This window comes from Chryseosolibacter histidinae, assembly GCF_018598225.1.
Classification (GTDB): Bacteria; Bacteroidota; Bacteroidia; order Cytophagales; family Cyclobacteriaceae; genus Chryseosolibacter; species Chryseosolibacter histidini.
The window spans coordinates 71,080-97,926 of record NZ_JAHESF010000026.1 but is presented as its reverse complement, the minus strand read 5'-3'; the positions used below and the strand labels follow the sequence as shown (position 1 = coordinate 97,926).

Sequence of the window (26,847 nt, the reverse complement as noted above, 5' to 3'; positions counted from 1 at the left end):
TTTGTTTACGGGCATCGTCCTCTTCACCATCGCGGGGTTGCATGTTTTCCCTAAAACCCTCATCGGTCCGTTGGGCGGCCGCCTGCTTGCCCTGGGGTTTGCTGCCGCCTGGGTGCTGGTGCGCATTGTCAGGGAATTCGGTATTCACTTCGATACCCGGTTGCTGAGCGAGTCGTTCAGCTTCAACTTCTACTCGTTCATTTATCAATTGCAGCAATGGGTCATTAATTATTTCGACAGGATCCTGATGGTGTTTTACCTAACACTGGCTTCTGTAGGTGTGTATGATTTTGCCATTAAGTGCCTGGTGGGCATCGAGCTGTTCATGAATGGCCTTCACAGCGCTATTGTTCCAAGGGTGGTGAAGCTGATCACGGCGCAGGGAACAAAGGGCACTTCACTGGAGATCAACCGGTATTACAACGGGTTTATAGCCATAATCATGCTGGTGGTCTGCGGTGCTATTTTGGTAGTGCCCGTGGCCATCGACTGGCTCAGCACCTACCTGCAGCGCCCGGCCTATAAGCTTTCCATGGACATCATCCCCTACATCGCTGTTTTATACATCGGCAGGTCCATCCGGTTGTATTTTGGCCTACCGTACCTGATCCTGAAGTACACCAAACCGCTCCCTGTTATTTATGCCGTGATCTCCGCGGTGAAGATCGGTGGCATTATATTGATAGCCGATCACATGGGCATCAAAGGTGTGATCGCCACAACCGCTGCCAGCATTGTAGTAGAAATTGTTCTGCTTTATTTTCTTTCGAAGAACCGTTTCGATTTTCGATTCAATGCTTACAAGGTTTTGATCGGTCCGGCCATATTGCTGTCAGTTATCGTCGTAACCGAATTAACGATGCAGGGCTATGAGAACTTACGCCACCTGGCGTATTGCCTGCTTTGCATCGTGGTGCTGTTGGTGGTGTACAGAACTGAATTGAAAAACCTGAGGTTGTCCAACTTAAAAAAATGACGCGGTCTTTTTGACGCACAAACTTTAACCTGATCTTCATGCTGGCTACCTTATACAGAAAGTTACTTCCCTATTCGCTGCGAAAAGGCATCTATGATTTCTTCCTGGGGAGAGCGGTCTTCTTTGTGCGGAATTTCAACGTTATCGCCAAAAGCAAACGTGCCTACTGGTTTGGATCGCTCACGCCTGAAAGTGATGAGAACGGCGCCTATGCATTTATGGGGAAGCATGGATTGACATCTTATCCGTATGCGTATTCGCTGGAGTACAAAAACCTCGAGATCCGGGTCGAGCGAGATGCTGCGCAAAACCTGCCCTTTGTGGTGCACAATGGCCGGCGACTTTATTTCCCCGAGTTTTATACAACTGAAAAAGTGCAGAAAGATTACCGGGCACTTTTGATCGAACAGGATATTCGTTCGGCCCATCGTTATGTTCGCTCTTACAACGAGCTACAGGGCAGGACCTTGCTCGATGTAGGCGCCGCGGAAGCGATCTTTTCGCTCGACACCATTGACCTGACCAGGCAGGTGATCCTTTTTGAATGCATGGAGCACTGGCAGAAACCCCTTCACGCTACCTTTGCCAAATGGGCTCACAAGGTTACTTTTGTTAAAAAATATGTAGGTGATAAATCCGAAGGCGACTTTGTAACGATCGACGCGTTTTTGGCTGGCGAAGAGAAGCGGGACCTGTTTATAAAAATGGATATCGAGGGTGCCGAACGAATGGCACTGGAGGGCGCGAAGAACACACTGGCCACGGGTAAAAATATTCAGCTCGCCATCTGCACCTATCACCGCAAAGGCGATCCGGAATACATGGAGAGTCTTATGAAACGCCTGGGCTATGCGACAGAGTTTTCAGAAGGCCTGATGTATTGGGGCAAAAAGCTGAGCAAAGGCGTAATACGTTGTAAGAATTAACGATCGATGAGCTTGATTCGTAAAATACCGGTGCTTCGTGCGCTCGTCCGTTTTTTTGAAAGAAGGAGCTTTGAAAAACAATGGCGCAGCAGAAACCCGCACAACGAGACCAAAGTTGGCGACAGGTTTTTTCCGATGGAGGTAGTGCAGGTAGGAAAGGGCACTTACGGAACCATCACGGTTCAAAGCTTATACGTTACGGAGAAAGAAAAGCTTGTGATCGGCAATTATGTTTCCATTGCGCCGGACGTAACTTTTTTCCTGGGCGTAAACCACCAGATCAACACGGCCACTACTTTTCCCTTTTATTCCAAACTAATAAAACGAGGGCCGATCGATGCGATCAGTAACGGGCCCGTTGTGGTTGAAGACGAGGTGTGGATCGGCACAGGCGCACGGATCTTTTCGGGTGTCAGAATAGGCAAGGGCGCCATTGTCGCCGCAGGCGCTCTTGTTACCAAAGATGTTCCCCCTTACGCTATTGTGGGCGGGAACCCGGCCAGGCTGATCCGTTTTCGTTTTACGGAGGAGGTCATCAACATTTTGAAACCGATCTGCTTTGTTGATTTTTCGGATGCGTGGATCAGGAAGAACATAGACATGATCTATAAAAAAATTGAAACGGTGGAAGATGCACTGCAATTGAAAGCGTTGGCAGATTCCTACAAAACTGATAAAGAATGAACGACAGCTCCGTGCGCATCATAGCGGCTTATTTGCCCCAATTCCATCCCGTTCCTGAGAACGACCTGTGGTGGGGAAAAGGTTTTACCGAGTGGACCAATGTTGGTAAGGCCAAGCCGTTGTTCCGGGGGCATTATCAGCCAAGGGTGCCTGCCGATCTTGGATATTACGATCTGCGATTGCCTGAAGTACGGCAGGAGCAGGCTGACCTTGCCCGTGAATATGGCATTGAAGGATTTTGTTACTGGCATTATTGGTTTGGCAACGGCAAGCGATTGCTGGAAAGACCTTTTAACGAAGTGCTGGCTTCCGGAAAGCCCGACTTTCCTTTTTGCCTGAGCTGGGCCAACCATAGCTGGCAGGATAAACAATTCAGTAAAGAAGGCACCAACCGTATGCTGCTCGAACAGAAGTATGGCGGAGAGCCTGACTACCTCGAACATTTCTACGCGTTGTTGCCGGCCTTTAAAGACAAACGTTATATCCGCGTTGACAATAAACCTTTGTTTCAGCTCTACCTTCCGATGCAGTTCCCCGAGGTTGATAAATTCATTACCTGCTGGCAGACGGAGGCCCGGAAGAACGGACTGGAAGGGATCCATTTCGTTGGGCATACGCATTTTGAAGAAGACTACGAGCAGCTCATCAAAAAAGGTTTTGATGCCATCAACATCGTTCGCCTGTATCATTTTTATAAGCATAAGTACCCACTTCCCGTAAGGGCTTTTATGAAAATGAAACGCATCTGGTTCAAACACGGGTCGGTATTTGATTACGAAAAAGTATCGCGGTTTTTCTCCGACAAAAATGATTCGCGCGATAACTGGTATCCCACCATTATTCCCAATTATGATCACTCTCCCCGGTCGGGCAGAAGGGGCAATATCTTTATCAATTCCAATCCCGCGGCTTTCAAAAAGCATGTGAAGGCGGTGCTGGAAACTGTAAAAGACAAAAAGAAGGAGCACCGGATCGTTTTTCTGAAATCGTGGAATGAATGGGCCGAGGGCAATTACATGGAGCCCGACCTGAAATTTGGCCGTGGATACCTGGAGGCTTTAAAAGAAGCTATTACAGAGTGGCGGTGATCAGCGCAGGTTATGATTTGATCCTTTGCGGATTCTCTTTCAGAAATGTTTCCCATGAGCGGGAGCTGCTTTGAGTCACACCTTTCTGAAAATGATGGCACAACGCCACGGCCAGCGCATCGGTGGCATCCAGCAGCTTGGGTACTTCCTTGATGTGCAGCAGCGTCATCAGCATTTTTGCAACTTGCTCTTTGGAGGCGTTGCCGTTGCCCGTCACGGATTGTTTTACCTTCTTGGGGGCATATTCAACGATGGGCACCTCCCTGTACAGCGCGGCGGCCATGGCAACACCCTGGGCGCGGCCAAGCTTGAGCATGGACTGAACGTTTTTGCCGAAGAACGGCGCTTCAAGGGCTACTTCGTCAGGATGGTATTCATCTACCAGGCTCAGCACCCTTTCGAAGATCTTCTTCAGCTTGAGCTCGTGGCCGGTATATTTATCGAGGTGGATCACGCCATACTGGATCAGCCCGATGGCAGAGCCATTCACGCTGATAAGGCCGTATCCCATGATGGTAGTGCCCGGATCGAGGCCCAGGATGATCTTTTCCTTTGAAACTTTTCCCACGGCAACAAGATAGGCAGCGTTTATAAATTATTGAAATTGCGGCGCATGATGGTGATCGCTTTTATATTACTCTGCTACTGTTGCCTGGTGATCATGCTGTGGATCGGCTGGCAGCGTTTATCCCGGCAAACGGTGCCCGAAGCTACTGCCGAGCAGATGATCACCGTTGTAGTTGCCGTACGCAACGAGGAAAAAAATATTACACGTTTGCTGAACGACCTTGCGGCACAGCAATACAGCCATTTTGAAGTGATTGCCGTAAATGATCATTCGTCAGATGCATCGGCGGCGCTGCTCCGCGCTTCTGGCTTGCGCAACCTGGTTGTGCTTGAGAACGAAGGCAATGGAAAAAAGCACGCCATCACTACCGGGGTGAAGGCCGCGAAGGGTTCGGTGATCGTCACCACCGACGCAGATTGTTCACTTCCACAGCAGTGGCTGCGCATCATCAACCGGTATTTTCAGCGCGAGGTGGTGAAGTTTGCTTTTGGTGGCGTGCGCATGCAGCGCGATGCATCTTTTTTTTCACAGCTGCAGGCCATCGAGTTTGCCAGCCTTATCGGGAGTGGTGCTGCCACCGCGGCGTGGGGAAGGCCTACCATGTGCAACGGCGCCAACCTCGCTTACCGCAAGCATGCTTTTGAAGCAGTGAACGGATATGAGGGCAATCTGCACATTGCTTCAGGCGATGACGAGTTCCTCATGCGCAAGATCTTTGACCGTTACCCTGACGGTGTGTGCTTTATGGCTTCCGCCGAGGTTGTGGTGGGCACACAGCCACAGCCGGATGTTGCCTCATTTTTGCAGCAGCGCCTGCGGTGGGCCGCCAAATGGAAGTTCAATTCATCGGGTTATACCATCAGCCTCGCCCTGTTCATCCTGGCCAGCCAGCTCGTTTCCCTGTGGTGTCTGGCGAGCCTCGTCATTGATCCTTCTTATCCCGTGCTTTTTCTCCTGGTGCTCAAAGCCGTGCTGGAGGGCTTCTTTTTGCGCCACGTCTGCCGTTTTCTGAAGGTACACTGGCGCTGGCCAGCACTCGTTTTGCTGCAGCTGCTCTATCCCGTCTATGTTGTGCTGGTGGGGGTAACGTCTAATTTTGTTTCGGGAACCTGGAAGGGCCGATGACAGTCCACAGTCGACGGTCCACAGACCACAGCCATGCGGTGTGTGAAACCCTGCCCATTCCCGAGTTTTTCAGCAAAACATGAGACTTAGCCATAGCCCGGTTGCCGTGGACCGTCGACTGTGGACCGTGGACCCTTCCCTAACGAGCACACGTCTGCCCGACAGATCGTCACGGACTCCCGACCACTGGCTATCGACTTTTGGTCCAAATTCATAACTTTACAGCACTACGCTTATGCCAGATCTAGATATCAAGAAACAATTTGAAATAAAGGAGCTCGAACTCAACGCACTGCTGGAGATCACCCAGGCTATCAACAGCAACCTGCCGGAAGAATCGCTCTATAAGATCTACAACTTCACGCTTCGCTCTAACCTGAACATCAAAAAGATGGCGCTTTTTGTGCTGGATGACGAGTGGAGCTGCAAGGCCAGCTTTGGCACCGATCATCATTTTCACCGTTCGAAGCTGCTGCCGCAGTTCAAGACCATTCAGGACATTACGCACCTGAAAGAATTCGAGAAGTGTGACTTTACGGAGTTCGATATCGTGATACCGGTAACGCACAAATCCGATACGCTTGCGCTGGTGTTTGTGGGCGGGCTCGACAGGAACGATCCGCGTTATGAGAACGAAGACGGCATCCGGTTCATCCAGGCGCTGAGCAACATCATCATTGTGGCCATCGAGAACAAGAAGCTGGCAAGGAAACAGCTCGAGCAGGAAGCCTTCCGCAAAGAGCTCGAGATCGCCAGCGATGTGCAGCAGTTCCTCTTCCCCGAAAAACTTCCTTACACAGACCTGCTCAAGGTGGAAGCCAGCTACCTGCCCCACGACAGGGTAGGGGGCGACTACTATGATTACATTCCGATCAACAAAAACCAGTTCCTCATTTGTGTGGCCGATGTGAGCGGAAAGGGTATCCCTGCCGCGCTGATGATGTCTAACTTTCAGGCTGTGCTGCGTACGCTGCTGCGCCAGACTCCCAACCTGACAGATATTGTAGAGGCCCTGAACTTTCAGGTGCTGGAGAACACCAAGGGCGAGAAGTTCATCACTTTCTTCGCGGCCATTTACGACATCAGGCTCAAGACCATGGTGTATGTGAACTCAGGGCACAACCCACCGCTGCTGTACGACAAGAAGAATGGCCTGCGCCTGCTCGAAGAAGGATCTACCGTGCTGGGCGCCATGCATCCGCTGCCGTTCCTGAACGAAGGTTTTGTGACGGGGCTCGACGACTTCCTGCTGTTCTGCTATACCGATGGCCTCACCGAAACCATCAACGAACAAGGGCAGGAGTACGGCATGGAGTCGCTGATAAAATACTTCCAGGAAGATCACACGTATACCAAAGACCTGAAAGTGATCCACCAGGATATCATTGTTGCGCTGGATAAATTCAAGGGTAAGAACGGGTATCACGACGATATCACCATCCTTTCATGCCGGGTAGGATGATACCGCACAGAACTCCTTTTTTTCTTCCCATGCTGTATCCTTCGCTTATGTGGAGGATGCCGGCAGATCAACACGATCTCTACCTTACATTCGACGATGGCCCCGTGAACGGCCCCACTGATTTTGTGACGGAAGAATTGAAAAAGGCCTCTGTGCTGGCAACCTTTTTTTGCATCGGCGATAATGTGCGCAAACACCCTGACGTGTTCAGCAAGCTGCGGGCAGCACAACACACCATCGGCAATCACACCTTCAACCACCTCAACGGCTGGCGTACCCGCACAGACGAGTATGTCAGCAATGTGAAGCAGTTCGAAGACCAGTTGTCAACCGTCGATTGCCCTTTGTCAACTGTCTTTCGTCCACCCTATGGCCGTATCACCCGCTCGCAGATCCATGCGCTGGCCCGTTACACCATCGTAATGTGGGATGTGCTCTCGCGCGATTATGACAAGCACCTCTCGCCGGAGAAGTGCCTGCGCAACACCATCGCCGTAGCCCGGCCTGGTTCCATCATTGTTTTTCACGACAGCTTTAAAGCGGAGAAGAACCTCACTTACGTGCTGCCGCGTTTTCTCGATCACTTTGGTGGCAAAGGTTATACCTTCAAACCCCTTGTTGCATGAAACGTGTGATCGTGGCACCGCTCGACTGGGGGCTGGGCCATGCGTCACGTTGCATTCCGATCATCAGGAACCTGCTTGCCCGCCGCTGCGAAGTTGCCATCGCGGGCAGTGGCGACTCACTGACGTTGCTGCGGGCTGAATTTCCATCGCTCGCATCGGTGCTGTTGCCGGGCTACGATCCTGTTTATCCTGCAAAAGGATCCATGGCATGGAAAATGGCCACGCAGCTTCCGCATTTTATCAAAACCATCGCCGATGAGCACCGCGCTGCCGAAGCGCTGGTGACCCGCGGCGGTATAGACGTGATCATCTCTGATAACCGCTACGGTTTCCGTTCGTCGCGGGTGCCCTCCGTTTTTATCACGCACCAGAGCAACATCATGATGCCACAACGGTTCGGGTGGCTGCAGAACGTTGTGCGCCAGATGAATCACCGCTATATCAGCAAGTTCACGCGGTGCTGGATACCAGACCTGCCCGGCAAGCCCAACCTCGCCGGCGATCTCACCTATTTTGGAAACACTACCGGACTGAAGGTCGATCACATCGGGCCTCTTTCGCGGTTTGAGCCAGGTGCTGCTCCGGTGGAAAAGAAATACGACCTGGTGGCTATTTTTTCAGGACCGGAGCCGCAGCGCACCCTGCTGGAAGAAAAGGTTGTTCCGCAGCTGCGTACGTCGGGGTTGCGCTACCGGGTGGTGAGGGGAATTTTTTCTGCCGCTGCCGCACCGGAGCCGCACCAGGTCAACTTCCTCACGTCACATGAGTTGCAGCGTGTAATAGAAGCTTCAGACCTTGTGCTGGCCAGGAGCGGGTACAGCACAGTGATGGATATGGCAGCCCTGCGAAAAAAAGTTATTTTCATTCCCACGCCGGGTCAGACAGAACAGCAGTACCTTGCGCGGCAGTTGATGGAAAGCGGCATGGCCTTCAGTGTGCAGCAACAGGATTTTGATCTTGCCGATGCCCTGGAGAAGTCGGGCCGGTATTCAGGCTTCACTTCTGTGCCCCTGAGCCATCATGCCCTTGACAAGGCCCTGGATATTATTCTGAGTCACTGAAGCGCCTTTATTGTATCTTGCGTTTTTATTGACATTACCGTGAACGGATTTTTCAGAAGTTTTCTCTATGCGCTGCAGGGCCTGCGTGCCTCATTCTGGGAGCAGCGAAACTTGAAAGTGCAAACGCTTGTAGGGCTGATTACCGTAGGCGCGGGTTTTTATTTCAGCATCACGGCCACGGAGTGGTGTATTATTCTGCTCGTCATCGGCCTGGTGTTGGGCCTTGAAATGATCAACACTTCCATTGAAGGCCTTGTAGACCTCGTCACCCTGGAGCGTAAGCCCCTTGCCGGGAAAATAAAAGACATTGCCGCCGGTGCCGTGCTGGTAGCATCGGTGATCGCGCTGGTTATCGGGGTGATTATTTTTAGGAAATACTGCCTTGGTTAGTTGACAATTGACAAATAGGCAATTGACAACAGTCCGTGTAGGGTACAAGTGCGCAGCTCCGAATCGAAGGCCGAAATCATTACTTGACTCCGCCCGTTGACAATCCCGATGGCACATCGGGATTGTCAACTGTCAACTGTATATTAGCGCTCCAATTCTACAACTACAGACATGAGCACTCCCGCCTATAATTTCTTTATCGATACCCACGCGCATATTTATGCCGACCGGTTTATTGCCGACCGTCAGGAGGCGCTCCGGCGGGCAGCGGAGGCCAATGTGCAGAAGATCTTCATGCCCAACGTAGACCACACGTCTATCGATGCCATGATGGAAGTGGAGCGCCTGAACCCCGCGCAGTACTTCGCTACCATGGGGCTGCATCCTACTTCCGTGAACAAAGATTTTCAACGCGAGCTGTACATTGTTGAAGACTGGCTGTCGAAAAGAAAATTTGCTGCCATCGGCGAGATGGGCACCGACCTCTACTGGGACAAAACTTTCTGGGAAGAGCAGAAGGAGGCCTTTGCCGTGCAGGTGGGCTGGGCCAAACAATACCAGCTTCCGGTCATCATTCATTGCCGCGAAACCATCGATGAGACCATTGCCCTGGTAGAGCAGCTCCAGGATGGAAAGCTGACGGGCGTATTCCATTGCTTTACCGGCAGCGCGGAACAGGCGCAGAAGATCGCCAAATTGAATTTTTACCTGGGCATTGGCGGCGTGGCTACCTTCAAGAAAGGAGGGCTGGATGTGGTGCTGCCCGAAGTGCCTTTGGAAAAGATCGTGCTGGAAACCGACAGCCCTTACCTGGCGCCGGTGCCGCACCGGGGAAAACGCAACGAGCCCGCGTACATTCCCCTTATTGCCCGGCAGGTAGCAGACATTAAGAAGATCTCCCTGGAAGAAGTGCAGCAACAGACCACGCTGAATGCGCTGCAACTATTTCAGCAGATCGGCTAACTTGCGCATCAGATCCACCAAACAACCAGTAACGTTTTCATGAACCTCAAACGAGTCAGCATCAACACGGCTACACCGCAGCCACCCAAAGGCAGGGTACTGATCGTGTATACCGGCGGAACTTTTGGTATGGCCTACAACAGCGAAGGGGTATTGATCCCTTTCGATTTCGGGTTGATCCTCGAGCACCTGCCTACATTGCGAAACCTTGCGCTGGAGCTCACCGTGATCTCTTTCGAGCAGCCCATCGATTCTTCTAACATAGACCCGGAGCACTGGCAGGTGCTGAGCCGCATCATCTATGACAACTACCACGCGCAGGATGGTTTTGTGGTGCTTCACGGCACCGATACCATGGCCTTCACCGCGTCGGCACTGAGCTTTATGCTCGATGGCCTCGGCAAGCCCGTGATCTTCACCGGCGCTCAGCTGCCCATAGCCGAACCGAGGTCTGATGCCCGTGAAAACCTGATCACGGCACTGGAGGTGGCGTCGGCCAGAAAAGATGGCAAACCCCTGGTGCCGGAAGTGTGTATCTATTTCGATTATGAGCTGTTGCGCGGCAACCGCTCCAAAAAAGTGGAGAGCATGCAGTTTGACGCGTTCGATTCAGGAAACTATCCACCGCTGGCAAAAGCAGGGGTGAAGATCGACTACAACTTCTCCGCCATCCGCCACCACCAGCAGTCATCGCTCATGCTGCGCTCGAAGATCGATCCCAATATCTCTATACTGAAATTGTTTCCGGGTATATCTTCGTCTACGGTTGATGCCATTCTTCAAACCAAAGGCCTTCAGGCGGTGATCCTGGAAACGTATGGCTCGGGCAACGCGCCTACGTCCGATGGTCTGATCAAAGCGCTGAAAGCTGCCATTGACCGTGGCGTGATTGTGCTCAACATCTCGCAATGTCCTGGAGGTATGGTAACACAAGGTCGTTACGAGACCAGTCGTGAATTGCAGAAGATAGGTGTGATCGGCGGTGCCGACATGACCACCGAGGCTGCCGTGACCAAGCTGATGTTGCTGTTGGGTGAGTACGGCCGTGATCGCACCCGTGAGATGATCAGCGTGTCGCTGGCAGGGGAGCTGAGCTAAAGGGTAACGCATAAAAAAAGAGGCTGATGACCAGCCTCTTTTTTTTTGAATAGAAGTAAATGTCTTAGTTCCGCTCGCGGGCCACAATGTTTTTGTAAACCTTGTCGCCTGAGTTGAATTTACCGGTGATGGTAAGGTCATGACCGGTAGAGTTTCTGCGTGAAGAGTTAGAGAGATATTTGCTCACCTTGATCACGAAATCGAAAGTGATCACGCCGGTAGTGGTATTCCTGGCGTAGTTTGTAATGGTAAGCTGATCGGCAGGCACCGCAGGAAATGCCACGAACAATTCAGCATTGTTTGCAGCGTCGTAAAATACTGGAATGTTATGGGTGGCGTTGAATTTGAACTTCAGCTTGTTATACAGGTTGAACAGGGTGCCGGAGGTAGCAAAGTTGCCTGTAGAATTCTGGTAAATGGCGAGCAGCGATCCTGTTGCCTTGCTGTAGTATACTTCAACCAGTCCTTCGTCGCTAAGATAGCTATCCAGCTGATAAGCTGCGGTGGTTCCGTTGTAGGTAGTTTCCTGGTACCAGAGGCCGCCAGGGATATTTGACGATGAGAAGTTGTAGATGTCATTCTGCTCTTCCGTGAGAGATCTCACGTATGCTTCTGTTGCACGGAAATAAGGCTGGGCGTCTATAACGAAGATGTCGTCATTATTAAGCGGTTTCTGGAAGTCGAAATCAACGCTGTAAGCGTAATTAGCGGGCTCGAGAACGCCTTCCGATACCTGTTTCAGGTCCATGTTCATAGAAGGGCCGTTGCCGCTGGGATCTGCGAAGCGCGATGCATCGAGGTATTTTTGTCCGGCTTCTTCATAGAAAGCCTGTACGCTGTTGTAAGTATATTCAAACTTAAAGGCTTCGCTGAAGGCTGTGCCATCTTTGCGTGTGCCGGCAACAGTGCCTTCGAGAGAACCTGTCTTGTAGGCTGAACCGATACCAGGGGTACCTTGAGGGCCCTGGGCGCCTTGAAGACCCTGCTCACCTTGTTCGCCCTGGGGGCCCGGATCACCGTCTTCGCCTGCACAAGCGGCCACAAAAGCCAATACAATAAAAGAATAGAGAAGTGTTTTAATTTTGCTCAACATAGTTTTTAAACGGGTTAAAAAATTTGCCTCAAACCTATAATAAAGTGTGTGAATAAAACGATTAACCTGCTGGCATTCCATACGCCGTGGATTGTAGTTAAAAAGGAGTAAGCTACGTGGTGACTGATCAAAATCCACACCTACTTTCGGGCTTATACCTGCGAGTACCCGATCGCATTTAATTCGATTGCAGAAGCTTCTTCAGACGGCGTGTGAAAATCAGTAGAATAATAAGATAGTCCATCGCAGATCAAAAAATGCATCACATGATTGAACCCTTTGAAGGTTTTACGCTGTGACTGTGAGCTTATGTCAAAAAAACGTAAACTTATTTTAGGGCGTGACAGGCGGGTTGTCTATTGTTTGTCGTCAGGATGCCAATGCCACTTCGGAACTTCCCTTAATGGGTGTAATTCGAGGTCTGAGTTAGCGTTTGAGTTTTGTTTTGCAACCTGTGAGCCAAAGTCAACATGGGATTTAAGTGCGTCACGAAAAGGTTTATCTGCAGGAAGCCCGGCTTTATCGGCAGCATCCATATATAGATCTACAAAACGCTGTCGTTGCTCCTCTGTAATTTTGAACCCCCTGTGTACATCTATCAAATGTAAAAACCCGCCCATTTCTTTTGTAAATCTGTCAGGTCCGCCGAAAGTTTCAGCAGTGAAAGCCGCAAATTTTTCAACGTGGCCCGGTTGCTCCTCGTGTCCAAATAATGGTTGCAAGACAGGGTCTGCCAAACATGAGCGATAAAATATCTCAACGTGCTTATATATTGCGCTCCAACCACCTGCATGGTCATAAAGCGCTTCATGCTTTTTTTCTTGATTGCTCATAATATAAATCGTCTTTTTTAGGTTTCTGTCAATGACGGGTGACAACGGCAAATGGTATTATATTCTCACATCTTCCGGCGCCTTGTCAACCCTCAAGCCTTGAAATACCGCGTGCCGCACGCTGCCGTCATCGGTAATTTCAGCATACGCAATATTGCATACGAGCAACGGGTCTACCCAGGTCATATCTGGCGTCTGTTTGATGGGAACGTGTAACGGTGAGCTTTTGCGGATCAGGGGCTTCAACTTTGCGTAAACATCTGTAAGACTTTGATCAGTGAAGCCTGTGCCTACACCACCGATAAAAACCAGTTTCCCTTTTTTAAAAGCCCCAAGCAGCAGAGAGCCGAAGTGTTTCCGGGAGCCTTTCGGATCAGTGAACCCTACTACAACTGCCTCCATGGTTTGGATGTTTTTGATCTTGAGCCAATCTGAAGAGCGCTTTCCGATGAGATACTTACTTTGTTTTCTTTTGGCGATCATTCCCTCGAAGTGCGTCTTCTGCATTTCCCTGAAAAGGACTTTGCCCTCGCCATCAACATGGTCACAATATTTGATGACGGCTGATTCCGGCAGCAGCTCCCGAAGAAGCTCTTTGCGATTTACCAAAGGCAGCTGTGTGATAGACTTGCCATCAATTTCCAGGCAATCGAACACATGATATTGGATCACATGTTTGTCATTGTTCGTGTAATTCTGAAGCTTCTGAAAGTTAGGTCTACCTTTTTCATCCAGCACCACAATCTCGCCATCGATGATCGCATTGATCGGGATGGACTTCAGCGCTTCGAAAACTTTAGGATAAGCTTTGTTATAGGTGAGCCCGTTACGGGAATATAAGCGGTTTTCTGTTTCATTGATCTCACCAATGGCGCGATAACCATCCCACTTGACCTCGAACAGCCAATCCGGATTGTCGAAAGCAGGCCGATCGCTCAGCTGCGCCATCATTGGAACAATAAATGACGATAACTTACGACTGCCTTCGATTTTGACATACTTCATGGCGAAAATTAGTAAAAATAACGGGTGCTTGTACCTATGGCCCATACCGCAAAGTGGGTTGACACAGCTTATGATAACCCACCCGGCAATCACTTTTTGCAGAACGAAGTGAGGCGGGATATCGTATCGGCTTACAATAGTTCCGTGCTCTCTAAGGAATTTCAACAGTCGCAGCTACGCCCTATTGTGCATAACTGCTTTTGTTTTGCCTTCCACTATATGGGTGAAGCGCGTATGGCACAAACCGAGAGAACGGCATTCGGAAATTACATCTCTTTGTACCCCTGGGCGTATCAGGGAATTTATACACCTCAAGATGTAGACACCTTTTTGACAAAAGGTGTTTAGAAAGCTGAGGTATCGGCGATCGTTTCTCTTCCCACAAAATTTTTCACGCTACTGCGAGGGGCCAGAATTTCTACAGCGGCCTTATTACCATTTACCAAAGCCGGCAGGCATTTCGGCGCTTTTTTCGGATTTGAGCCGCTTCAAATACATCTTATAAGATAAAACGGGCACAAAGTTTTTACAGTTGTTTGCGTTTGTATTTACGAGCGTGAGGCGGTGAACATGATAAAATATAACGACGCAGTACCAGTATTGGCGCTTAAACGCCTGCTATACGACCTTAAGGATGGAAGACCTGATATCTGTGTGAGGTTTCGCCTGATAGGTGAGATGTGGCAGACCAATCACTCGCGCATCATTCAACTTACTGAGAAAGGCGTTGCCCTCAATGATGAAATAAAAAACAAACTGATCTTCGTAAGGGATCTGGCACATGTAATGCAGTTCGAATTGGATCATGCCTTTCAGCAATACCAGCCTCACTTCCATTATAGCGTTAACCCGGTGTTTGCTTATTGAATAATTTTCACACGCCTCTATAAGTCGCGTTCATTTAATGACATTACTGTTTATAAACGACGACCCCGAAGATACCGAGCTTTTCTGCGAGGCAGTAACGTATCTAAATAACTCCCAATTCATTTATGAAGATAAAGAGCCCGTTACGTGTGTTACGGCCATAATGGTTGCATGGCCATTGACCTGCTCGCTGCTTGAAAGGAAGTGCCCGATTATATTTTTTTAGATATCAACATGCCGGTAATGGATGGCAGGCAGTGCCTCCGGCATTAAAAAGCGGTCAACTGTTTTGCGACATTCCTGTTGTCATGCTTTCTACAACATTGGCCAGTGAAGATGCAACGGCGTTGATGTCGCTGGGTGCTTATGAGTGCATCAGAAAGCCATGTGCTTTTAATGACCTCGTAAAAGTGTTGTCTAAGTTTATTTACAAGAAATACTCAAGATGAAACTAGACCCGTGAGGGAATTGAGCGCTGGGTTCGTACACCCAGGAAGTAATTTTAAAATGTTCGATTTCTTCCACAGGCGATTATCGAATATGATAATTTGACGAACTATTTCCACAGTTATCATTAAAGATAACTTTAGCAGCTAAAGTACAATTTACCTTCGTTAAATATTTCGTTCATCTTCAATCACCAGGCTAAAGAAACCCTGCAGGGTGAGGTTGTGAATGGCAAGCACTTTCACCAGGGTTTTGAGCGTTACATTGGCCTTGCCTTTTTCTATTCGCCAATATTGAATTTGGGGCAGATCATATTTCACTGTGAATTCCTTTAAGGTTTCGTAACCCTTTTTTACCCTGAGTTCTGCAAGCTTTTCCCCGAGGTTAACCAAAATTTTTTTAAAGGATTTGGTTGATTTCATAATGCAAAGAAATGTACGCCAGACTTTGGAAAATAATATGCCCGGTTAACGCTCCAGTGGCTGGCATGATTTTTTATAGCCCAATCAATTAACCTAATGCCAATTATCATTTAGGATAATTGACATATTTTTCGAATTGGCTGTGATGTCTAATTAAAAGGGCTGATATATCTTAGCCCTGATAACCATTTTCGTTTAAATGACCTTGAAGACGTGTTTACTTGTTTCAGATGACCCCGATGACCACCAGGGGTTCTCAGAAGCGTCTAATGAAATTTCAAAAGGAGCTGTTGTACTCATTATACTGGATAGTCAAAAGGCTATCGAATTCTTAAAAAACACCGCGCAACACTTCGATTTTATTTTTTTGGATCTGTCAATGCACGGTATTCAAATCAATAACTTTTTAGAAATTTTGCGGGGCGAACCAAGGCTGCGCTCCATCGAGATAATTCTCTATGGCGACGAGACCGAGCTTCTTAAGGTAGAGGATGCGCACGGAGTAACCTTTTTTTCGAAGGATTACGAGTATTCAGAGCTGAGAGATTTTCTGAAAGAATTTATATGACCTTGGGGGTCAGCACCACGTCAGGTGCTAATAAAACACAGGGTCGATTAACGGGAGCTTACGTATTGTAAAAAAAATTGGCGGGGAAATAAATGTGTTAACTACCAGGAACAATCAAATATCAGTTACGGAGCTAAAACGGCTTTTGCATGCCATCAAAGATTCTCGCCCCGATATCAGCCTGAGATTCAGGTTGGCGGGGGAGATGTGGCAGAATAATCATCTCAAGCTTCTGGATGTATCTGAGAAAGGTGTCGTGCTCAACGACGCGCATTTGAACAAGCTCATTTACATCCGTGATTTGAGCAAGGTAATGCAATTTGAGCTGGATGAAGCGTTTCAGCAGTACCAGCCCAATTTCCACTACTCGGTGAAGCCCATTGAAAGCATAAAATAAATTCATGTAGCGGATGCACATTGTTTATATCGATGACGGCAGGGAGGTTCAGCAGGCCATCAAAATAGATTCACGAGACCAATAAATCATCATCAATGCAGGCAGACCTACGGAGCTTATTTGAAGGGGCAAGGTTTCCACAATGCGTTTTTTGGCATAATTTTTTACTGCCGGTTCGCTTAAATCATACTTGTTACCCATGAACTTTGCTGAGAAGATCAAAGCCTTTGTTTCCATGCAAACAACCGAGACTACACCTTATGATTACACTCCTTTGGATTTTGTAAAAACCAGAAAGGGTATTTTAAAGGAGCTTGTGTTAAGTAAACAATCAGGAAAACTTATCGGGGTTTATTCACGTGTGCTCGGCGAAGGAATGTTTCTTACGTGTGTGGAAGCTATTCAGCCCCATGGAAAAGACGAGCAGATCGTGTTTCATCGTTATGACATGAGCGGTAAGATGCTTGCCCGCACAAGAATTTCTATTGACGAAATTCATATGGTATGTCCCTTTAACAAGCTGTTTAGAAGTCCCGCCTTAGATACTGCGAGAGCTGATAGCGTGCTTTTGGGCGTCCTATAAATCTCTGGTTGCTTTTAGTGTGAATGGCTTAGTAGTAAGCGGGTTCTGTCAGCAAACTGACTGATCGGCGATGGCGCTTCTGAGTGCCCATGCATCTGGCGACAAATTCAGCGTTTTACTTAAATGATGGATTGGCATAAGCTTAATTCATGCAAGTTTGTAATATAGGAGCAGCTTCTGTGACCATCGGATAGAACCAGCCCAACCTGCTGATCCGGCGCTTGCCTACTTATCCATTTTATGACTATTCTTTTTATAGACGATGATCCTGATGACAGGGAGCTCTTCTGTGAAGCAGCGGCCTACCTGAACGAAACAGAATTGATCTCTATAAGTCACAACACGATCAACTGCCTGACCGCTACCAATGGCAGTGTGGCTATAAAGCTTATCCAAAACCTGGAAACACCTCCGGCCCTGATCTTCATGGACATCAACATGCCGATCATGGGTGGCGAAGAGTGCCTGCAACTTTTAAAAAGCTCAGAAAGGTATTCGGGAATTCCGGTGATAATGCTTTCAACTACCTGCACAGAAGAGCAGGTAAGAGCGCTGAAGTCGATGGGCGCCGTTGATTGCATCGTCAAGCCAACTTCATTCAACGCGCTGGTAAAAGCGCTATCAAAATACGTTTACGCCAAATACTTTTAGACTGCGCGTGACCGTGCTACCGGTATCAATCGGCAAAATTCAGCCTGGCACCGAGGCTTCTTTCAATTGCTTTTTCATACACAACAGCAGCGGCGGCAACGTCTTGCAAGGCGGTGCCTGTGCTGTCAAAAATGATGATCTCGTCTTTTGAGATGCGGCCGGGTTTCAGGCCCGCGATGATCTCGCCTAATTCGGCATAAACATCGCCGATCTTCATTACACCATCATCGAGGGCATGATGCAGCTCGCCGATCTTTGATGCCTGATCGATGGAATCGGCTATCACTTTATTACCTGCCAGCAGACCGGCCTCGAGCTCCTGCTTGTTGTCATTATCCGAGCCAACCGCTGCAATAAAAGTACCGGGCCTGATATCGTTCCGGGATATGAAGGGTTTTTTAGAAGGCGTACAGGTAATGCAGATATCACTCTTGGCCAGCGCTGCCTTGAAGTCGGCCACAGCTTCGATATCGACATTCAGCTCATGGCCCAACGTTTCAGAAAATCTTTGTGCGATGGCCTCGTCCTGGTCATAGGCGAAAACCCGTTCTATGGTTCTCACCGCAAGCAATGCTTTCAACGAAATTCTTCCCTGGTTGCCACAGCCACAAATTGTAACTGTTTTTGCTTCGGGGTTGGATAGATATTTGGCGGCGACAGCGGTTGCAGCACCTGTACGGATGATGGTTATTTCGATGGAATCGAGTAAGGCTAAAAGCGCTCCGTTCTGTGCATCGCTCACAACCACAACACCCTGTATGGTTGGCAGGCCATGGCGTTTCATGTTGTCCGGAAAATTGGCGTTGGTCTTCGTCACAAAGTACGCGCGCCCCAGGGTCAGGATGCCTGCTTTGATATGAAACCCGCCATCGTGCGCATGCACCCCCAGAACACCGGGCGCCTGCGCTTTACCCAACGCCCGAAGTTTAAAAGCCTGCTCTACCCCGGCGATACATTCATCAATGGTAAGTAAAGCTCTTACATCCTTTCGACCGAGCAATAGTGTCTCCATAGGCTATTTTGTTTAATGGCCAGACTTCAGAGCGGATCTATCTCAAGCTTAGCAAAGTTTGACAGGAAAGTATAGAATGGAATTTACTATTTGTATGGTATTTACCTTTCAGGAAACTTTTAGTTGAGGCGCTTTTTAACAAAGCTGCTTCTTATCCAATACTCCGTTTCATGGCGTTGCCAGCGATGGTCTGCCAGCAATCGAAAAGGCTACACAGTGTATCACTGTATTTAACTATCCTGTCAATAAAAGATGGTGTAACTATGCTGGAGCTTCAGCAGGTGATCTTTTCACTGCTGATGTATGATGCGTGCCTGCCGGAATGCTGTGTGAAGTTTTTTGTTAAAATGTTTTTGCGATGAGATGGGTGAGTCTGCTCCTGGTAGTTCCGGCAATGATGGTGGGTGTTGTCTGTGGTTATGGCCAATACAGCGCAGCCGCTACACAGTATACCATCAGCTTTCCGTTAGGCAACACAAAAGACCGTGTGGATCAGGTGAGCTTCAGAGGCTTTACGTTCGATTACAGGTACCACATCAATGATAGCTGGTGTATAGGTGCCAGGACGGGATGGTATACATTCTACGAAGAAAAAGACCGAGCAACGTATACCCTGTCTGAAGGCCACGCCTCGCTGACGGGAAAACAGTTCCGTTACATCAACAGCCTGCCGTTGCTTTTTATGGGCGACTACTACTTTCATGCAGAACAAAATATGTCTGCGTTTGCGGGCTTTGGGGCGGGGGTAACCTACAACAGGCTGGATGTTCGCATGAGCCAGGAGGGCGCCCGGACTGATGCGTGGCAATTTTCTCTCAGCCCTGAAATTGGAGTGCGTATGAAACTGGACGCGGACCTCTACGGCTACGTTGCGCTGAGCTACAATAACTGCTTCAGCACCGATGACCTGGAAGCCCAGTCTTATTTGAACCTGAGCATCGGGTTGTTGTACCATTAGAAAATATCTTTCGTTGCAGCTTGTTCAAATTGATTTATGACAGGCAGAGAAGTAAAGAAGTTACTGGCGTATGCTGCGGCCATGATTGTGTTTGCCTGTGAAGGGCCTGTGCTGGTGACCCGGGATTACGATACCACGAAGGACTTCACCCGGTACACCACTTTTACCATGGTGAGGCCGCGGCAGAAAGATCAGTCGCTCAGTCAGCATAACGCAGACCAGATCATCAATGCGGTGAAGGAAGAGCTGATCAAAAAAGGATTTGCGGAAGATATCTCCGCGCCGGATCTGAAAGTTAACGTGGTGACGATCCTGACCGATATTTCCGAAGTGTTATCGGGCCCGAAGTATTACGGCTATGGAGGTGTTTACCGCCCCTATGGCTGGGGTACCGGCAAACATTCTGCCTATGCCACCTGGAACGTGCGGGGCTACACCGATGGATCGCTCATCATCGAGATCATCGACAGCCGCAACGATCACCTGGTGTGGGAGGGGATCGGCAACAGCAGGATCGATTCTCCGTGGATCGATGTAGACTCTACGGTACCACCCGCGGTATCCAGGATCATGAAAGATTTTCCGCCGACCACTGCCGACAAAAAGAATAAGAAGCTCCGTGACCGGTCGTGAGCCCGACAAACCCTGTGCAGGTTGAAGCCAAACCGAAGTATGAAGTAACCCAGGTTGAAGAGGGGCATAGATCAGAACGGATAACCTACCCCAATGTTGAAGATGATGTTCTCTTTTCGCCAGGCCGAGCTGCTGAAATCCATGTTTTGGATCACCCATCCGCTGTCGGGTCTGTGCAGGGGCAAAGCGGTATCGAAGCGCAGCAGAAAGATCTTAAAATCCAGGCGTACGCCGATGCCCGCGCCGATGGCCAGCTGCTTATAGAATTGATTGCTGAACTGCGCCCCGGTGCGCACACTGTCTTCGCGTAAGGTCCAGATATTACCGGCATCCAGGAAGAGTGCCCCATGAAAGACCTTGTGAATGTGAACCCGGTACTCGATGTTGCCCTGCAATTTCATGCCCGCGTATTGATCCTGAAAGGCAACAGAGTCGTCTGCGTACGCAGGATCGGTGCTGCTGTTGTAACTGCCGGGACCAACGGTGCGCGCGGCAAATGCCCGGAGGCTGCTGGCGCCGCCAATGGAGTATTGTTTGACGTAGGGCATTGTCTGTGAATTACCATAGGCGTAACCGACTCCGGCAATGGCGTTAAACACCACCCAGTGCCGGGCATGGAGGCGCCAGTAATAACGAACGTCAACATCGCCTTTGATGTATTGTGAATAGGGCGAGCCCAATATTTGATAAGGTCTCTCCTCATTTTCGTTGGCCTTTCTCAGCAGCAGCTCAAGTAAATTGCCGGCCTGCTCGATGCCCCCCTTGAAATAAAAGCGGTTGGATCTCCATTCATCGGCTTCGAATGAGTCATTGGGTTTGTCATTGGCCCTGCTGATGGTGTAGGCATACCGTGAGCCCAGGATGAACTGATCCTGTAAAGAAATGGCAAGCGAAGGGTTCAGCACCAGCAGATCGTAAAACTCGGAAGAAACATTGCTGGTATTGACGTAGCTCACCATCACAGGAGAAAATTCATGGAAGCGCGACCTGGAGGTGCGCCAAATATACCCATAAGATGTGTTGAAGGCCCCGATGTTGTAATAGTCGATGCGGTTCTGAAAATCCAGGCCGGCTTTGATCACGGTGGTAGGTAAATAGGTGCCATGGTGGTGATCGGTCTTCAAAGGCATCAGCAGGCGTTTGAGAGAAAGCGAAGACTCGAGCTTGACCTCGAAAGCGTTCAGTGTGTTGCTTTCGTTGTTGGTGATCTGCGTCTCGTAGGCTCCTGATACGGAGAGATCGAATTTTTCTGCGCCGCTGAAAATATTACGATTGGTAAAGGTGATCGAAGCGTCGGGCCCGATCGTGCCGTTTGATTTGGAAACAAACCGCAATTTGCTGGTGAGGCTTTTTTTGTTCCGGGTGGAGAGAAAGACGTGCGGGGTGAGAACAGCGGAGTCGGGAGCGGGTATGAATTGTATTCTCAGTGATTGAAACATGCTCAGGTCAAGGATGTGGCGGCGGGTAGCCTCTTCGGCCTGAATGGAATAGACCTTGCTTTTTTTGAGATCGTTGATATCGGCGATCACACCCGGATTGATCAGGTTGGCGGAATTTTTACGGTCATAAATGAAATCGAAATCGTGTAGCGTGAGCGTGTCGCGATGGGCGGAGGCCGAGTCCAGCAACAGGTTACTGCCAAAGTAGAACTTCGCGGCATCGAGCGTGTAGGTGGTGCCGGGCCTCGCCGGGGGTGCCTCACGAAACCGCAGGTCCAGGTTTATGGTGTGGTTGCCCTCGGTGGTGTCTGCTTCGAACATCAGCAGGTTCCTGTTAAAGAAAAAGAAACCTTCATTCCTGAATACTTTTTCGATGCGCAGCAGCTCGGCTTTTAACCTTTCGAGATCATATTGTTGCCCGGTTTTCAGCAATGCGTGCTCCTGTAGTTTTTCAGACACCGCTGCGAACCTGCCATCGTCCTGCAGGCAATACCGGATGGTGCCGAGATGATACGGCTCAGGCAGCGTTACCGCGTAGGTGATCTTGCCGCTTTTATTTTTCGGATTGGTGGAGATCTTGTAGGTCACCGATGATCCGAAGTAACCGTTGTTGCCGAGCTTTGCCGTCATCACTTTTGTTGAAAACTGTGGCTGCATATCGCTGAGGAACACGGGTGGTGAGCCAAGGGTCTTTTTGATGTATTGCCTCACAGTAGCATGTTCCTTCGGGTTGCCCGCTATGTAATAGAACCACACCGCCGGCCTGCTTCCGAGTATGCGCTGGTTGCTTTTCAGTAGGAGCGATGCTTCCAGTTTTTCCTTCAGCGCACGGCCTTGCTTTTTCGTAAGCCCCTTGCCGTTGATCACTATTTCTGTTTCGTCATAAAAATACGCTCCCGGCGGAATGTACCTGGTGGCGGCGCAAGAGGTAAGCAAAAGTGCAAGGCCATGGATGAACAGGCGCCGTAGGTTGCGTGCTGAAGAAATGATAACGTTCATTCCCGGTTCTGAAAAAGTGAGAAGCAGACACCCGTTGCCATGCCGAATTGAAGGGCATACGCATAACCTTCTGAAGGTGCGGCAGGGGCGCCTGATATCGGCCATGCAGAAGCGTCGCCGGCGTGAGGTATGGCAATCAGCTGCAGCTGCAGCTTGAAGCCAACCGTATCGGATAACCTGTACCTGACACCAGCCCTGCCGCCCCAGGCAAAACGATACGCTGACATGTCTCTTTCGTGGTTGGAAAGAACGGCCGATCCAAAAGCAAGGCCGCCATAGAGGGTTACAACATCGGTGAGGGCGTGCAAGCGGTATCCTGCCAACAGCACAAGGTCAATAGCGCCCCGGTCTGTTTCACTTCCGCTATCATCCGATACGGTGAACTCAGCTTCTTGCCGCTGATAGCTTAGCTCAAATCCATAAACACCCAGGATCATGATCTCCACGCCGGCGCCATAGGTAAAGCCGTCGGAGATCCTGACCACCGCGGGCGTAACGGGGAATTGTTCCTTGCAGGCGTATCCGCCAAGAAAGCTTACACCCAGCTGGGCAAAGCAAGATGGCGTGAGCCAAAAGGTAGCGAGAAGACACAACGTTGTTTTCATTTTGCCTGTGAGTGAAAAAGTGTTTCAACAGATCAATCCATCGTTTCGGGAAGCTGGATCTCCGCTTTTGAAATGATGCCTTTGCCGAATCGTTGGATGAACTCGTGAAAATCGTTGAGGGTGTGATCTGTCTTTATGACGTGTTTTGCCTGTACGAAATGGATGGTTCCGATATTGGGCGACGGCGCCAGCGGAACAAAGACCGTGTGCCAGGTACCCGGGCCATCTTCGATCAGCAACGCGGGCTGCCATGTGCCCTGCACGTACACCAGCAAACAAACCTGATCCTCGTGGTGCGCTACACCCATTTTCTCGAGCGCTATGATCTTGAAATACCGGTAGGCAGGAAGCACCTTGATGATGTTGTTCTCTACCCAATCAGAAAAGGCGCTGACAAAGGCGAGGCGCGCCAGCAGGCCCAGCGCAAAGCACAGCAGCAGGATGGCGCACAGGGCAAGTATGGTAACACCATTGAGGCCTGGCAGGAATTCTGCGTTCAACCGGTAGCTGATGCGTTCTACGAGTTTGGTGATGGGTGCCCATATTTTGGCAAACAACACGGCGATGATGAGTATGGGCAGCAACAGGAAGACACCACTCATCACGGTGCGTTTAAAGAATGCGAAGGCTTGTATGTTCCTGGTTTGCATCTTCATGGCGATTAGTCCCTGGTAAGAAGATCGAAGATCTCGGTCTCCAGGGCGAGAAACAGTTTCTGATACTCGAGCTCATTTTTTTTGTTTTTGATACGTTTCTTCTTCTGACTTCGCAGGATCAATGCGCTCGCATAGAAGTCTTCACACAATGTTTTAAAATCCTCATCTACTTCATACTGACTCAGGATCCGTTCCTTATACGCCGGGAATCGCCCGATCATAAATTCGATATCTGCGCTCATAAGCCCTGGTGCATCGAGTCATCACCCGTGTTAGTTTCCTTGTTTGAACGTAGCAAGTTATAGGCAAAGGATCTTCAGCGGCAATGGGTGTGGTGCGCTGCAGTCCTGGCGATCATATTGCAGTAAAGGTAGCCCGGGAGCGCTGCCCCGATAAGTCCTTTACTGTGTATAACAGTATTAAACTAACCTTCAGAAAAAGTTTGCGCTAACTATGCATCACAGTTCGCCTGCAGCGACCAGGTGCTGCACCCGGGAGTTGTCGGTTTTAGTTGTTGCCGATGCGCGCGCCTGTAAGCTGTAGGCACTGGGTTGAATGGAGTTTCGCAGAACGGTAAGTTCTGAAAGTGTCAAGAGAACGTGTGAAAAAAAGACTGAAAATTTTGACGGCAATTTCTATGATAGTGATCTCTTCCATGCCGGCCGCGGGCCAGCCCGGGGAGGAACAGGATAGTATGCACTTCAAAGATTCTTTAGACCACGCGTTTGACCTGAGCAATTTCCTGATCGATGCACATGGTTTTCTGCCATTGCCGTTTGTGATCACCGAGCCCGCGTTGGGTAACTTCGGTGGCGGGCTGGCGCTGGTGTTTTTAAAACGCCGGCCTCCCATCAGCGATACCGTTTCATCGAAGGTGAGGGTAAAACAGGTGCCGCCCGATATTACGGGTGGCGGCGGTTTGTATACGCTCAATAACAGCTGGGCTGCCATGGCTTTTCGCCTGGGTACATGGGCGAGGGCCAGGAGCAAGTACAGGGTGCTTGGAGGATATGCCGACCTGAACCTTTCCTTTTACCGCGATACTGACGAGGGCGAAGAAAAGGAGTTCCGGTTCAAGCTCAGGACCACACCATTCTTTTCTTCTTTTCAGAAGAATTTTGCTGCCTCGCCCTGGAGCGCTGGCATCTCATACCTGTTTCTGAATACCGATGCTGAGCTGCAATCGGAAGACCTGCCTGAGTTCCTTGACGGCAAGGAGTGGAGCAGCAGGGTGAGCATGCCGGGCATTGTGGTGGAGATGGATAACCGCGACAACATTTTTACACCCAACCGTGGCATGTACTGGCGGTTGTCTACAGGATGGTCTGACAACGGGTTCGGCAGCGAATATGACTATGTGAATCTCAATTCTTTTTTTCATTTCTATACGCCGTTGTGGCCGGCGCTTATTGCCGGGTTTCGATACGAAATGCAGGAGGTTTTTGGCGATGCACCGTTTTACCTGCTTCCGTATTTGAATTTACGCGGCGTGCCCGTGGCCCGGTACCAGGGCAATATCTACTCCGTTGTGGAAGTGGAGCTGCGCTGGGATTTTGTGCCCCGGTGGAGCCTGGTGGGCTTCGGTGGAACCGGTAAAGTGTATGATGAATGGAATACGTTCAGCAAGAGTCCCTGGACCTCGTCTGGTGGTGGCGGTTTTCGTTATCTGGTGGCCCGCAAGTTCAAGCTGAGAATGGGGCTCGACCTGGCCAAGGGGCCGGAGCAATGGGCTTATTACGTGGTGCTTGGAAGCGCATGGTTCCGGTAGTGAGGTGTGGCAGTGTTCTCCGGTTTTCCGTGACACTGTGTTTTTAAATAGGCGTGTAGCGGTGGTTATTTTTTTCATAAACGTGTGCTGGTAGTGCCGGCCCCTGAAAAGGGGGCTGGCCGCTGCCGGCCATGGAAGAAGATCGATCAATAGAATAAAACTGATATATGGAGATGGCAAAGATCAAAAGACGATTGCAACAAGGTCTGATCGTGCTTTTCTGCAACCTGCTGATGGCGTGCGCCAGTGGTAAGCTCAAAGAGGAAATAAATACGTTGAACGGTCGCAATGCCTTGCTTGAAAAGAACTCGGCAACGCTTCGTTCCGAACTGAGAGACCTCTCCACACATTGTGATTCTCTTCACCGGGAATACAACAATTACCGCTCTGCCTGCGAGTTCGACCGGAAAGCGCTCAGCGATATGCGGCAGATCCTTGCCGGCGAACAGGAAATACTGGAGCGTGTTCACGATAAGCTGACTACCGCATTGATCGATTTCTCCAACAGGGGTGTAGCTGTATTCTACCGGCAGGGACTGCTGCACGTAAGCCTTGCCGACGATCTCTTATACGCCACTGGCAGCTCGAAGCTTGGCGAGAACGGAAAGAAAGCGTTGGAAAAACTGGCCCAGGTGCTGAATGATTATCCCAGGTTGAAGGTCATTGTACTCGGAAACACAGATGATGTTAAATACAGGAAAGGTGGAGACAACTGGTCGCTGAGCACGGAAAGAGCCAATGGAGTGGTGAAGCTTCTTTGCGAAGCATACCATGTGGAGCCTGCCAGACTTACCGCGGCGGGAAAGGGAAAATACAACCCGGTGGCTGACAACCTCACGCCGGAAGGCAGGGCAAAGAATCGCAGAACAGATATTATTCTCAACCCGGATATCGACCGCATCTGGAACAGCGTAGTCGATGATTATTGACAGGCACCGCCTGCG

The 26,847-nt window shown here is 49.8% G+C and carries 30 protein-coding genes; 19 read left to right on the top strand and 11 right to left on the bottom strand.

Features of this window, described 5'->3' with window-relative positions; genetic code table 11:
* The 4 genes from KK083_RS21895 to KK083_RS21880 all read left to right on the top strand — a co-directional run.
* Nucleotides 1-976, top strand: a 976-nt coding sequence (locus tag KK083_RS21895; protein ID WP_254167590.1) for a lipopolysaccharide biosynthesis protein, incomplete at its 5' end; no start/stop codon positions are given.
* Between the two features lie 38 nt (nucleotides 977-1,014).
* Complete coding sequence (locus KK083_RS21890) at nucleotides 1,015-1,902, top strand: FkbM family methyltransferase (RefSeq protein WP_254167588.1); 888 nt, start codon at nucleotides 1,015-1,017, stop codon at nucleotides 1,900-1,902.
* A gap of 6 nt (nucleotides 1,903-1,908) precedes the next feature.
* On the top strand, nucleotides 1,909-2,586 hold the full coding sequence (locus tag KK083_RS32680; RefSeq protein WP_317195243.1) for a DapH/DapD/GlmU-related protein: 678 nt from the start codon (nucleotides 1,909-1,911) through the stop codon (nucleotides 2,584-2,586).
* Nucleotides 2,583-3,674: a glycosyltransferase WbsX family protein gene (locus tag KK083_RS21880; RefSeq protein ID WP_254167586.1), complete on the top strand. Its 1,092-nt coding sequence runs from the start codon at nucleotides 2,583-2,585 to the stop codon at nucleotides 3,672-3,674. The genes KK083_RS32680 and KK083_RS21880 overlap by 4 nt, the downstream gene beginning before the upstream one ends.
* 10 nt (nucleotides 3,675-3,684) lie before the next feature.
* Here the strand turns inward: KK083_RS21880 and ruvC are convergent, their stop codons facing one another.
* The gene (ruvC, locus tag KK083_RS21875) at nucleotides 3,685-4,242 is read right to left on the bottom strand and encodes a crossover junction endodeoxyribonuclease RuvC (protein ID WP_317195242.1); all 558 of its coding nucleotides are present in this window, start codon (nucleotides 4,240-4,242) and stop codon (nucleotides 3,685-3,687) included.
* 45 nt (nucleotides 4,243-4,287) lie between these two features.
* Between ruvC and KK083_RS21870 the strand changes: the two genes are divergently transcribed.
* From KK083_RS21870 to KK083_RS21840, 7 genes are all read left to right on the top strand, one after another.
* Complete coding sequence (locus KK083_RS21870; RefSeq protein WP_254167584.1) at nucleotides 4,288-5,367, top strand: glycosyltransferase; 1,080 nt, start codon at nucleotides 4,288-4,290, stop codon at nucleotides 5,365-5,367.
* A gap of 235 nt (nucleotides 5,368-5,602) precedes the next feature.
* Nucleotides 5,603-6,829 (top strand): GAF domain-containing SpoIIE family protein phosphatase, encoded by a 1,227-nt coding sequence (locus KK083_RS21865; protein ID WP_254167582.1) that lies wholly within the window; start codon nucleotides 5,603-5,605, stop codon nucleotides 6,827-6,829.
* Nucleotides 6,826-7,455: a polysaccharide deacetylase family protein gene (locus KK083_RS21860; RefSeq protein WP_254167581.1), complete on the top strand. Its 630-nt coding sequence runs from the start codon at nucleotides 6,826-6,828 to the stop codon at nucleotides 7,453-7,455. The genes KK083_RS21865 and KK083_RS21860 overlap by 4 nt, the downstream gene beginning before the upstream one ends.
* The gene (locus tag KK083_RS21855) at nucleotides 7,452-8,516 is read left to right on the top strand and encodes a glycosyltransferase (protein ID WP_254167580.1); all 1,065 of its coding nucleotides are present in this window, start codon (nucleotides 7,452-7,454) and stop codon (nucleotides 8,514-8,516) included. Before KK083_RS21860 ends, KK083_RS21855 begins: the two co-directional genes overlap by 4 nt.
* A 39-nt stretch (nucleotides 8,517-8,555) precedes the next feature.
* Nucleotides 8,556-8,906: a diacylglycerol kinase family protein gene (locus KK083_RS21850; protein WP_254167579.1), complete on the top strand. Its 351-nt coding sequence runs from the start codon at nucleotides 8,556-8,558 to the stop codon at nucleotides 8,904-8,906.
* A 171-nt stretch (nucleotides 8,907-9,077) separates the two neighbouring features.
* The gene (locus KK083_RS21845) at nucleotides 9,078-9,869 is read left to right on the top strand and encodes a TatD family hydrolase (protein WP_254167578.1); all 792 of its coding nucleotides are present in this window, start codon (nucleotides 9,078-9,080) and stop codon (nucleotides 9,867-9,869) included.
* Nucleotides 9,870-9,908: 39 nt separating this feature from the next.
* Entirely contained in the window at nucleotides 9,909-10,967 is a 1,059-nt protein-coding gene (locus tag KK083_RS21840; protein WP_254167577.1) for an asparaginase, read from the top strand.
* 64 nt (nucleotides 10,968-11,031) lie between these two features.
* Here KK083_RS21840 and KK083_RS21835 read toward each other — a convergent pair whose 3' ends face one another.
* The 3 genes from KK083_RS21835 to ligD form a co-directional block, all read right to left on the bottom strand.
* Entirely contained in the window at nucleotides 11,032-12,060 is a 1,029-nt protein-coding gene (locus KK083_RS21835; protein ID WP_254167576.1) for a collagen-like triple helix repeat-containing protein, read from the bottom strand.
* 356 nt (nucleotides 12,061-12,416) lie between these two features.
* A complete protein-coding gene (locus KK083_RS21830; RefSeq protein WP_254167574.1) occupies nucleotides 12,417-12,893 on the bottom strand; it encodes a group II truncated hemoglobin in 477 nt (158 codons plus the stop codon).
* 57 nt (nucleotides 12,894-12,950) lie between these two features.
* The gene (gene ligD / locus KK083_RS21825) at nucleotides 12,951-13,898 is read right to left on the bottom strand and encodes a non-homologous end-joining DNA ligase (RefSeq protein ID WP_254167572.1); all 948 of its coding nucleotides are present in this window, start codon (nucleotides 13,896-13,898) and stop codon (nucleotides 12,951-12,953) included.
* Nucleotides 13,899-14,468: 570 nt separating this feature from the next.
* On the opposite strand from ligD, the gene KK083_RS21820 reads away from it, so the two are divergent.
* Nucleotides 14,469-14,765 (top strand): hypothetical protein, encoded by a 297-nt coding sequence (locus tag KK083_RS21820; RefSeq protein WP_254167570.1) that lies wholly within the window; start codon nucleotides 14,469-14,471, stop codon nucleotides 14,763-14,765.
* A 614-nt stretch (nucleotides 14,766-15,379) separates the two neighbouring features.
* On the opposite strand, the gene KK083_RS21815 is transcribed toward KK083_RS21820, so the two are convergent.
* On the bottom strand, nucleotides 15,380-15,634 hold the full coding sequence (locus tag KK083_RS21815; RefSeq protein ID WP_254167568.1) for a helix-turn-helix domain-containing protein: 255 nt from the start codon (nucleotides 15,632-15,634) through the stop codon (nucleotides 15,380-15,382).
* Nucleotides 15,635-15,833: 199 nt separating this feature from the next.
* Here KK083_RS21815 and KK083_RS21810 point away from each other — a divergent pair, with 199 nt between their 5' ends.
* Nucleotides 15,834-16,202, top strand: coding sequence for a response regulator (locus KK083_RS21810; RefSeq protein ID WP_254167565.1), 369 nt, complete (start codon nucleotides 15,834-15,836; stop codon nucleotides 16,200-16,202).
* A gap of 133 nt (nucleotides 16,203-16,335) precedes the next feature.
* Here the strand turns inward: KK083_RS21810 and KK083_RS21805 are convergent, their stop codons facing one another.
* Complete coding sequence (locus tag KK083_RS21805) at nucleotides 16,336-16,620, bottom strand: hypothetical protein (RefSeq protein ID WP_254167563.1); 285 nt, start codon at nucleotides 16,618-16,620, stop codon at nucleotides 16,336-16,338.
* Nucleotides 16,621-16,798: 178 nt separating this feature from the next.
* On the opposite strand from KK083_RS21805, the gene KK083_RS21800 reads away from it, so the two are divergent.
* Both KK083_RS21800 and KK083_RS21795 read left to right on the top strand, forming a co-directional pair.
* Nucleotides 16,799-17,182 (top strand): hypothetical protein, encoded by a 384-nt coding sequence (locus KK083_RS21800; RefSeq protein ID WP_254167561.1) that lies wholly within the window; start codon nucleotides 16,799-16,801, stop codon nucleotides 17,180-17,182.
* A 240-nt stretch (nucleotides 17,183-17,422) separates the two neighbouring features.
* Nucleotides 17,423-17,833, top strand: a complete 411-nt coding sequence (locus tag KK083_RS21795; protein ID WP_254167559.1) for a response regulator — start codon at nucleotides 17,423-17,425, stop codon at nucleotides 17,831-17,833.
* 25 nt (nucleotides 17,834-17,858) lie between these two features.
* Here the strand turns inward: KK083_RS21795 and KK083_RS21790 are convergent, their stop codons facing one another.
* Nucleotides 17,859-18,845, bottom strand: coding sequence for an ornithine cyclodeaminase family protein (locus KK083_RS21790; RefSeq protein WP_254167557.1), 987 nt, complete (start codon nucleotides 18,843-18,845; stop codon nucleotides 17,859-17,861).
* A gap of 358 nt (nucleotides 18,846-19,203) precedes the next feature.
* Between KK083_RS21790 and KK083_RS21785 the strand changes: the two genes are divergently transcribed.
* Together KK083_RS21785 and KK083_RS21780 are read left to right on the top strand one after the other, a co-directional pair.
* Complete coding sequence (locus tag KK083_RS21785; protein ID WP_254167555.1) at nucleotides 19,204-19,803, top strand: outer membrane beta-barrel protein; 600 nt, start codon at nucleotides 19,204-19,206, stop codon at nucleotides 19,801-19,803.
* Nucleotides 19,804-19,839: 36 nt separating this feature from the next.
* On the top strand, nucleotides 19,840-20,436 hold the full coding sequence (locus tag KK083_RS21780; protein WP_254167553.1) for a DUF4136 domain-containing protein: 597 nt from the start codon (nucleotides 19,840-19,842) through the stop codon (nucleotides 20,434-20,436).
* A 71-nt stretch (nucleotides 20,437-20,507) separates the two neighbouring features.
* Here KK083_RS21780 and tamL read toward each other — a convergent pair whose 3' ends face one another.
* The 4 genes from tamL to KK083_RS21760 are packed head-to-tail and all read right to left on the bottom strand — an operon-like array spanning nucleotide 20,508 to nucleotide 24,377.
* Entirely contained in the window at nucleotides 20,508-22,874 is a 2,367-nt protein-coding gene (tamL, locus tag KK083_RS21775; RefSeq protein WP_254167552.1) for a translocation and assembly module lipoprotein TamL, read from the bottom strand.
* Nucleotides 22,871-23,479 (bottom strand): outer membrane beta-barrel protein, encoded by a 609-nt coding sequence (locus KK083_RS21770; RefSeq protein ID WP_254167551.1) that lies wholly within the window; start codon nucleotides 23,477-23,479, stop codon nucleotides 22,871-22,873. The genes tamL and KK083_RS21770 overlap by 4 nt, the downstream gene beginning before the upstream one ends.
* A 32-nt stretch (nucleotides 23,480-23,511) precedes the next feature.
* Entirely contained in the window at nucleotides 23,512-24,135 is a 624-nt protein-coding gene (locus KK083_RS21765; protein WP_254167550.1) for a hypothetical protein, read from the bottom strand.
* Nucleotides 24,136-24,140: 5 nt separating this feature from the next.
* Nucleotides 24,141-24,377, bottom strand: a complete 237-nt coding sequence (locus KK083_RS21760; RefSeq protein WP_254167549.1) for a hypothetical protein — start codon at nucleotides 24,375-24,377, stop codon at nucleotides 24,141-24,143.
* A 395-nt stretch (nucleotides 24,378-24,772) separates the two neighbouring features.
* On the opposite strand from KK083_RS21760, the gene KK083_RS21755 reads away from it, so the two are divergent.
* Nucleotides 24,773-25,903: a BamA/TamA family outer membrane protein gene (locus KK083_RS21755; protein WP_254167548.1), complete on the top strand. Its 1,131-nt coding sequence runs from the start codon at nucleotides 24,773-24,775 to the stop codon at nucleotides 25,901-25,903.
* 173 nt (nucleotides 25,904-26,076) lie between these two features.
* Entirely contained in the window at nucleotides 26,077-26,832 is a 756-nt protein-coding gene (locus KK083_RS21750; RefSeq protein WP_254167547.1) for an OmpA/MotB family protein, read from the top strand.
* Nucleotides 26,833-26,847 lie beyond the last annotated feature (15 nt).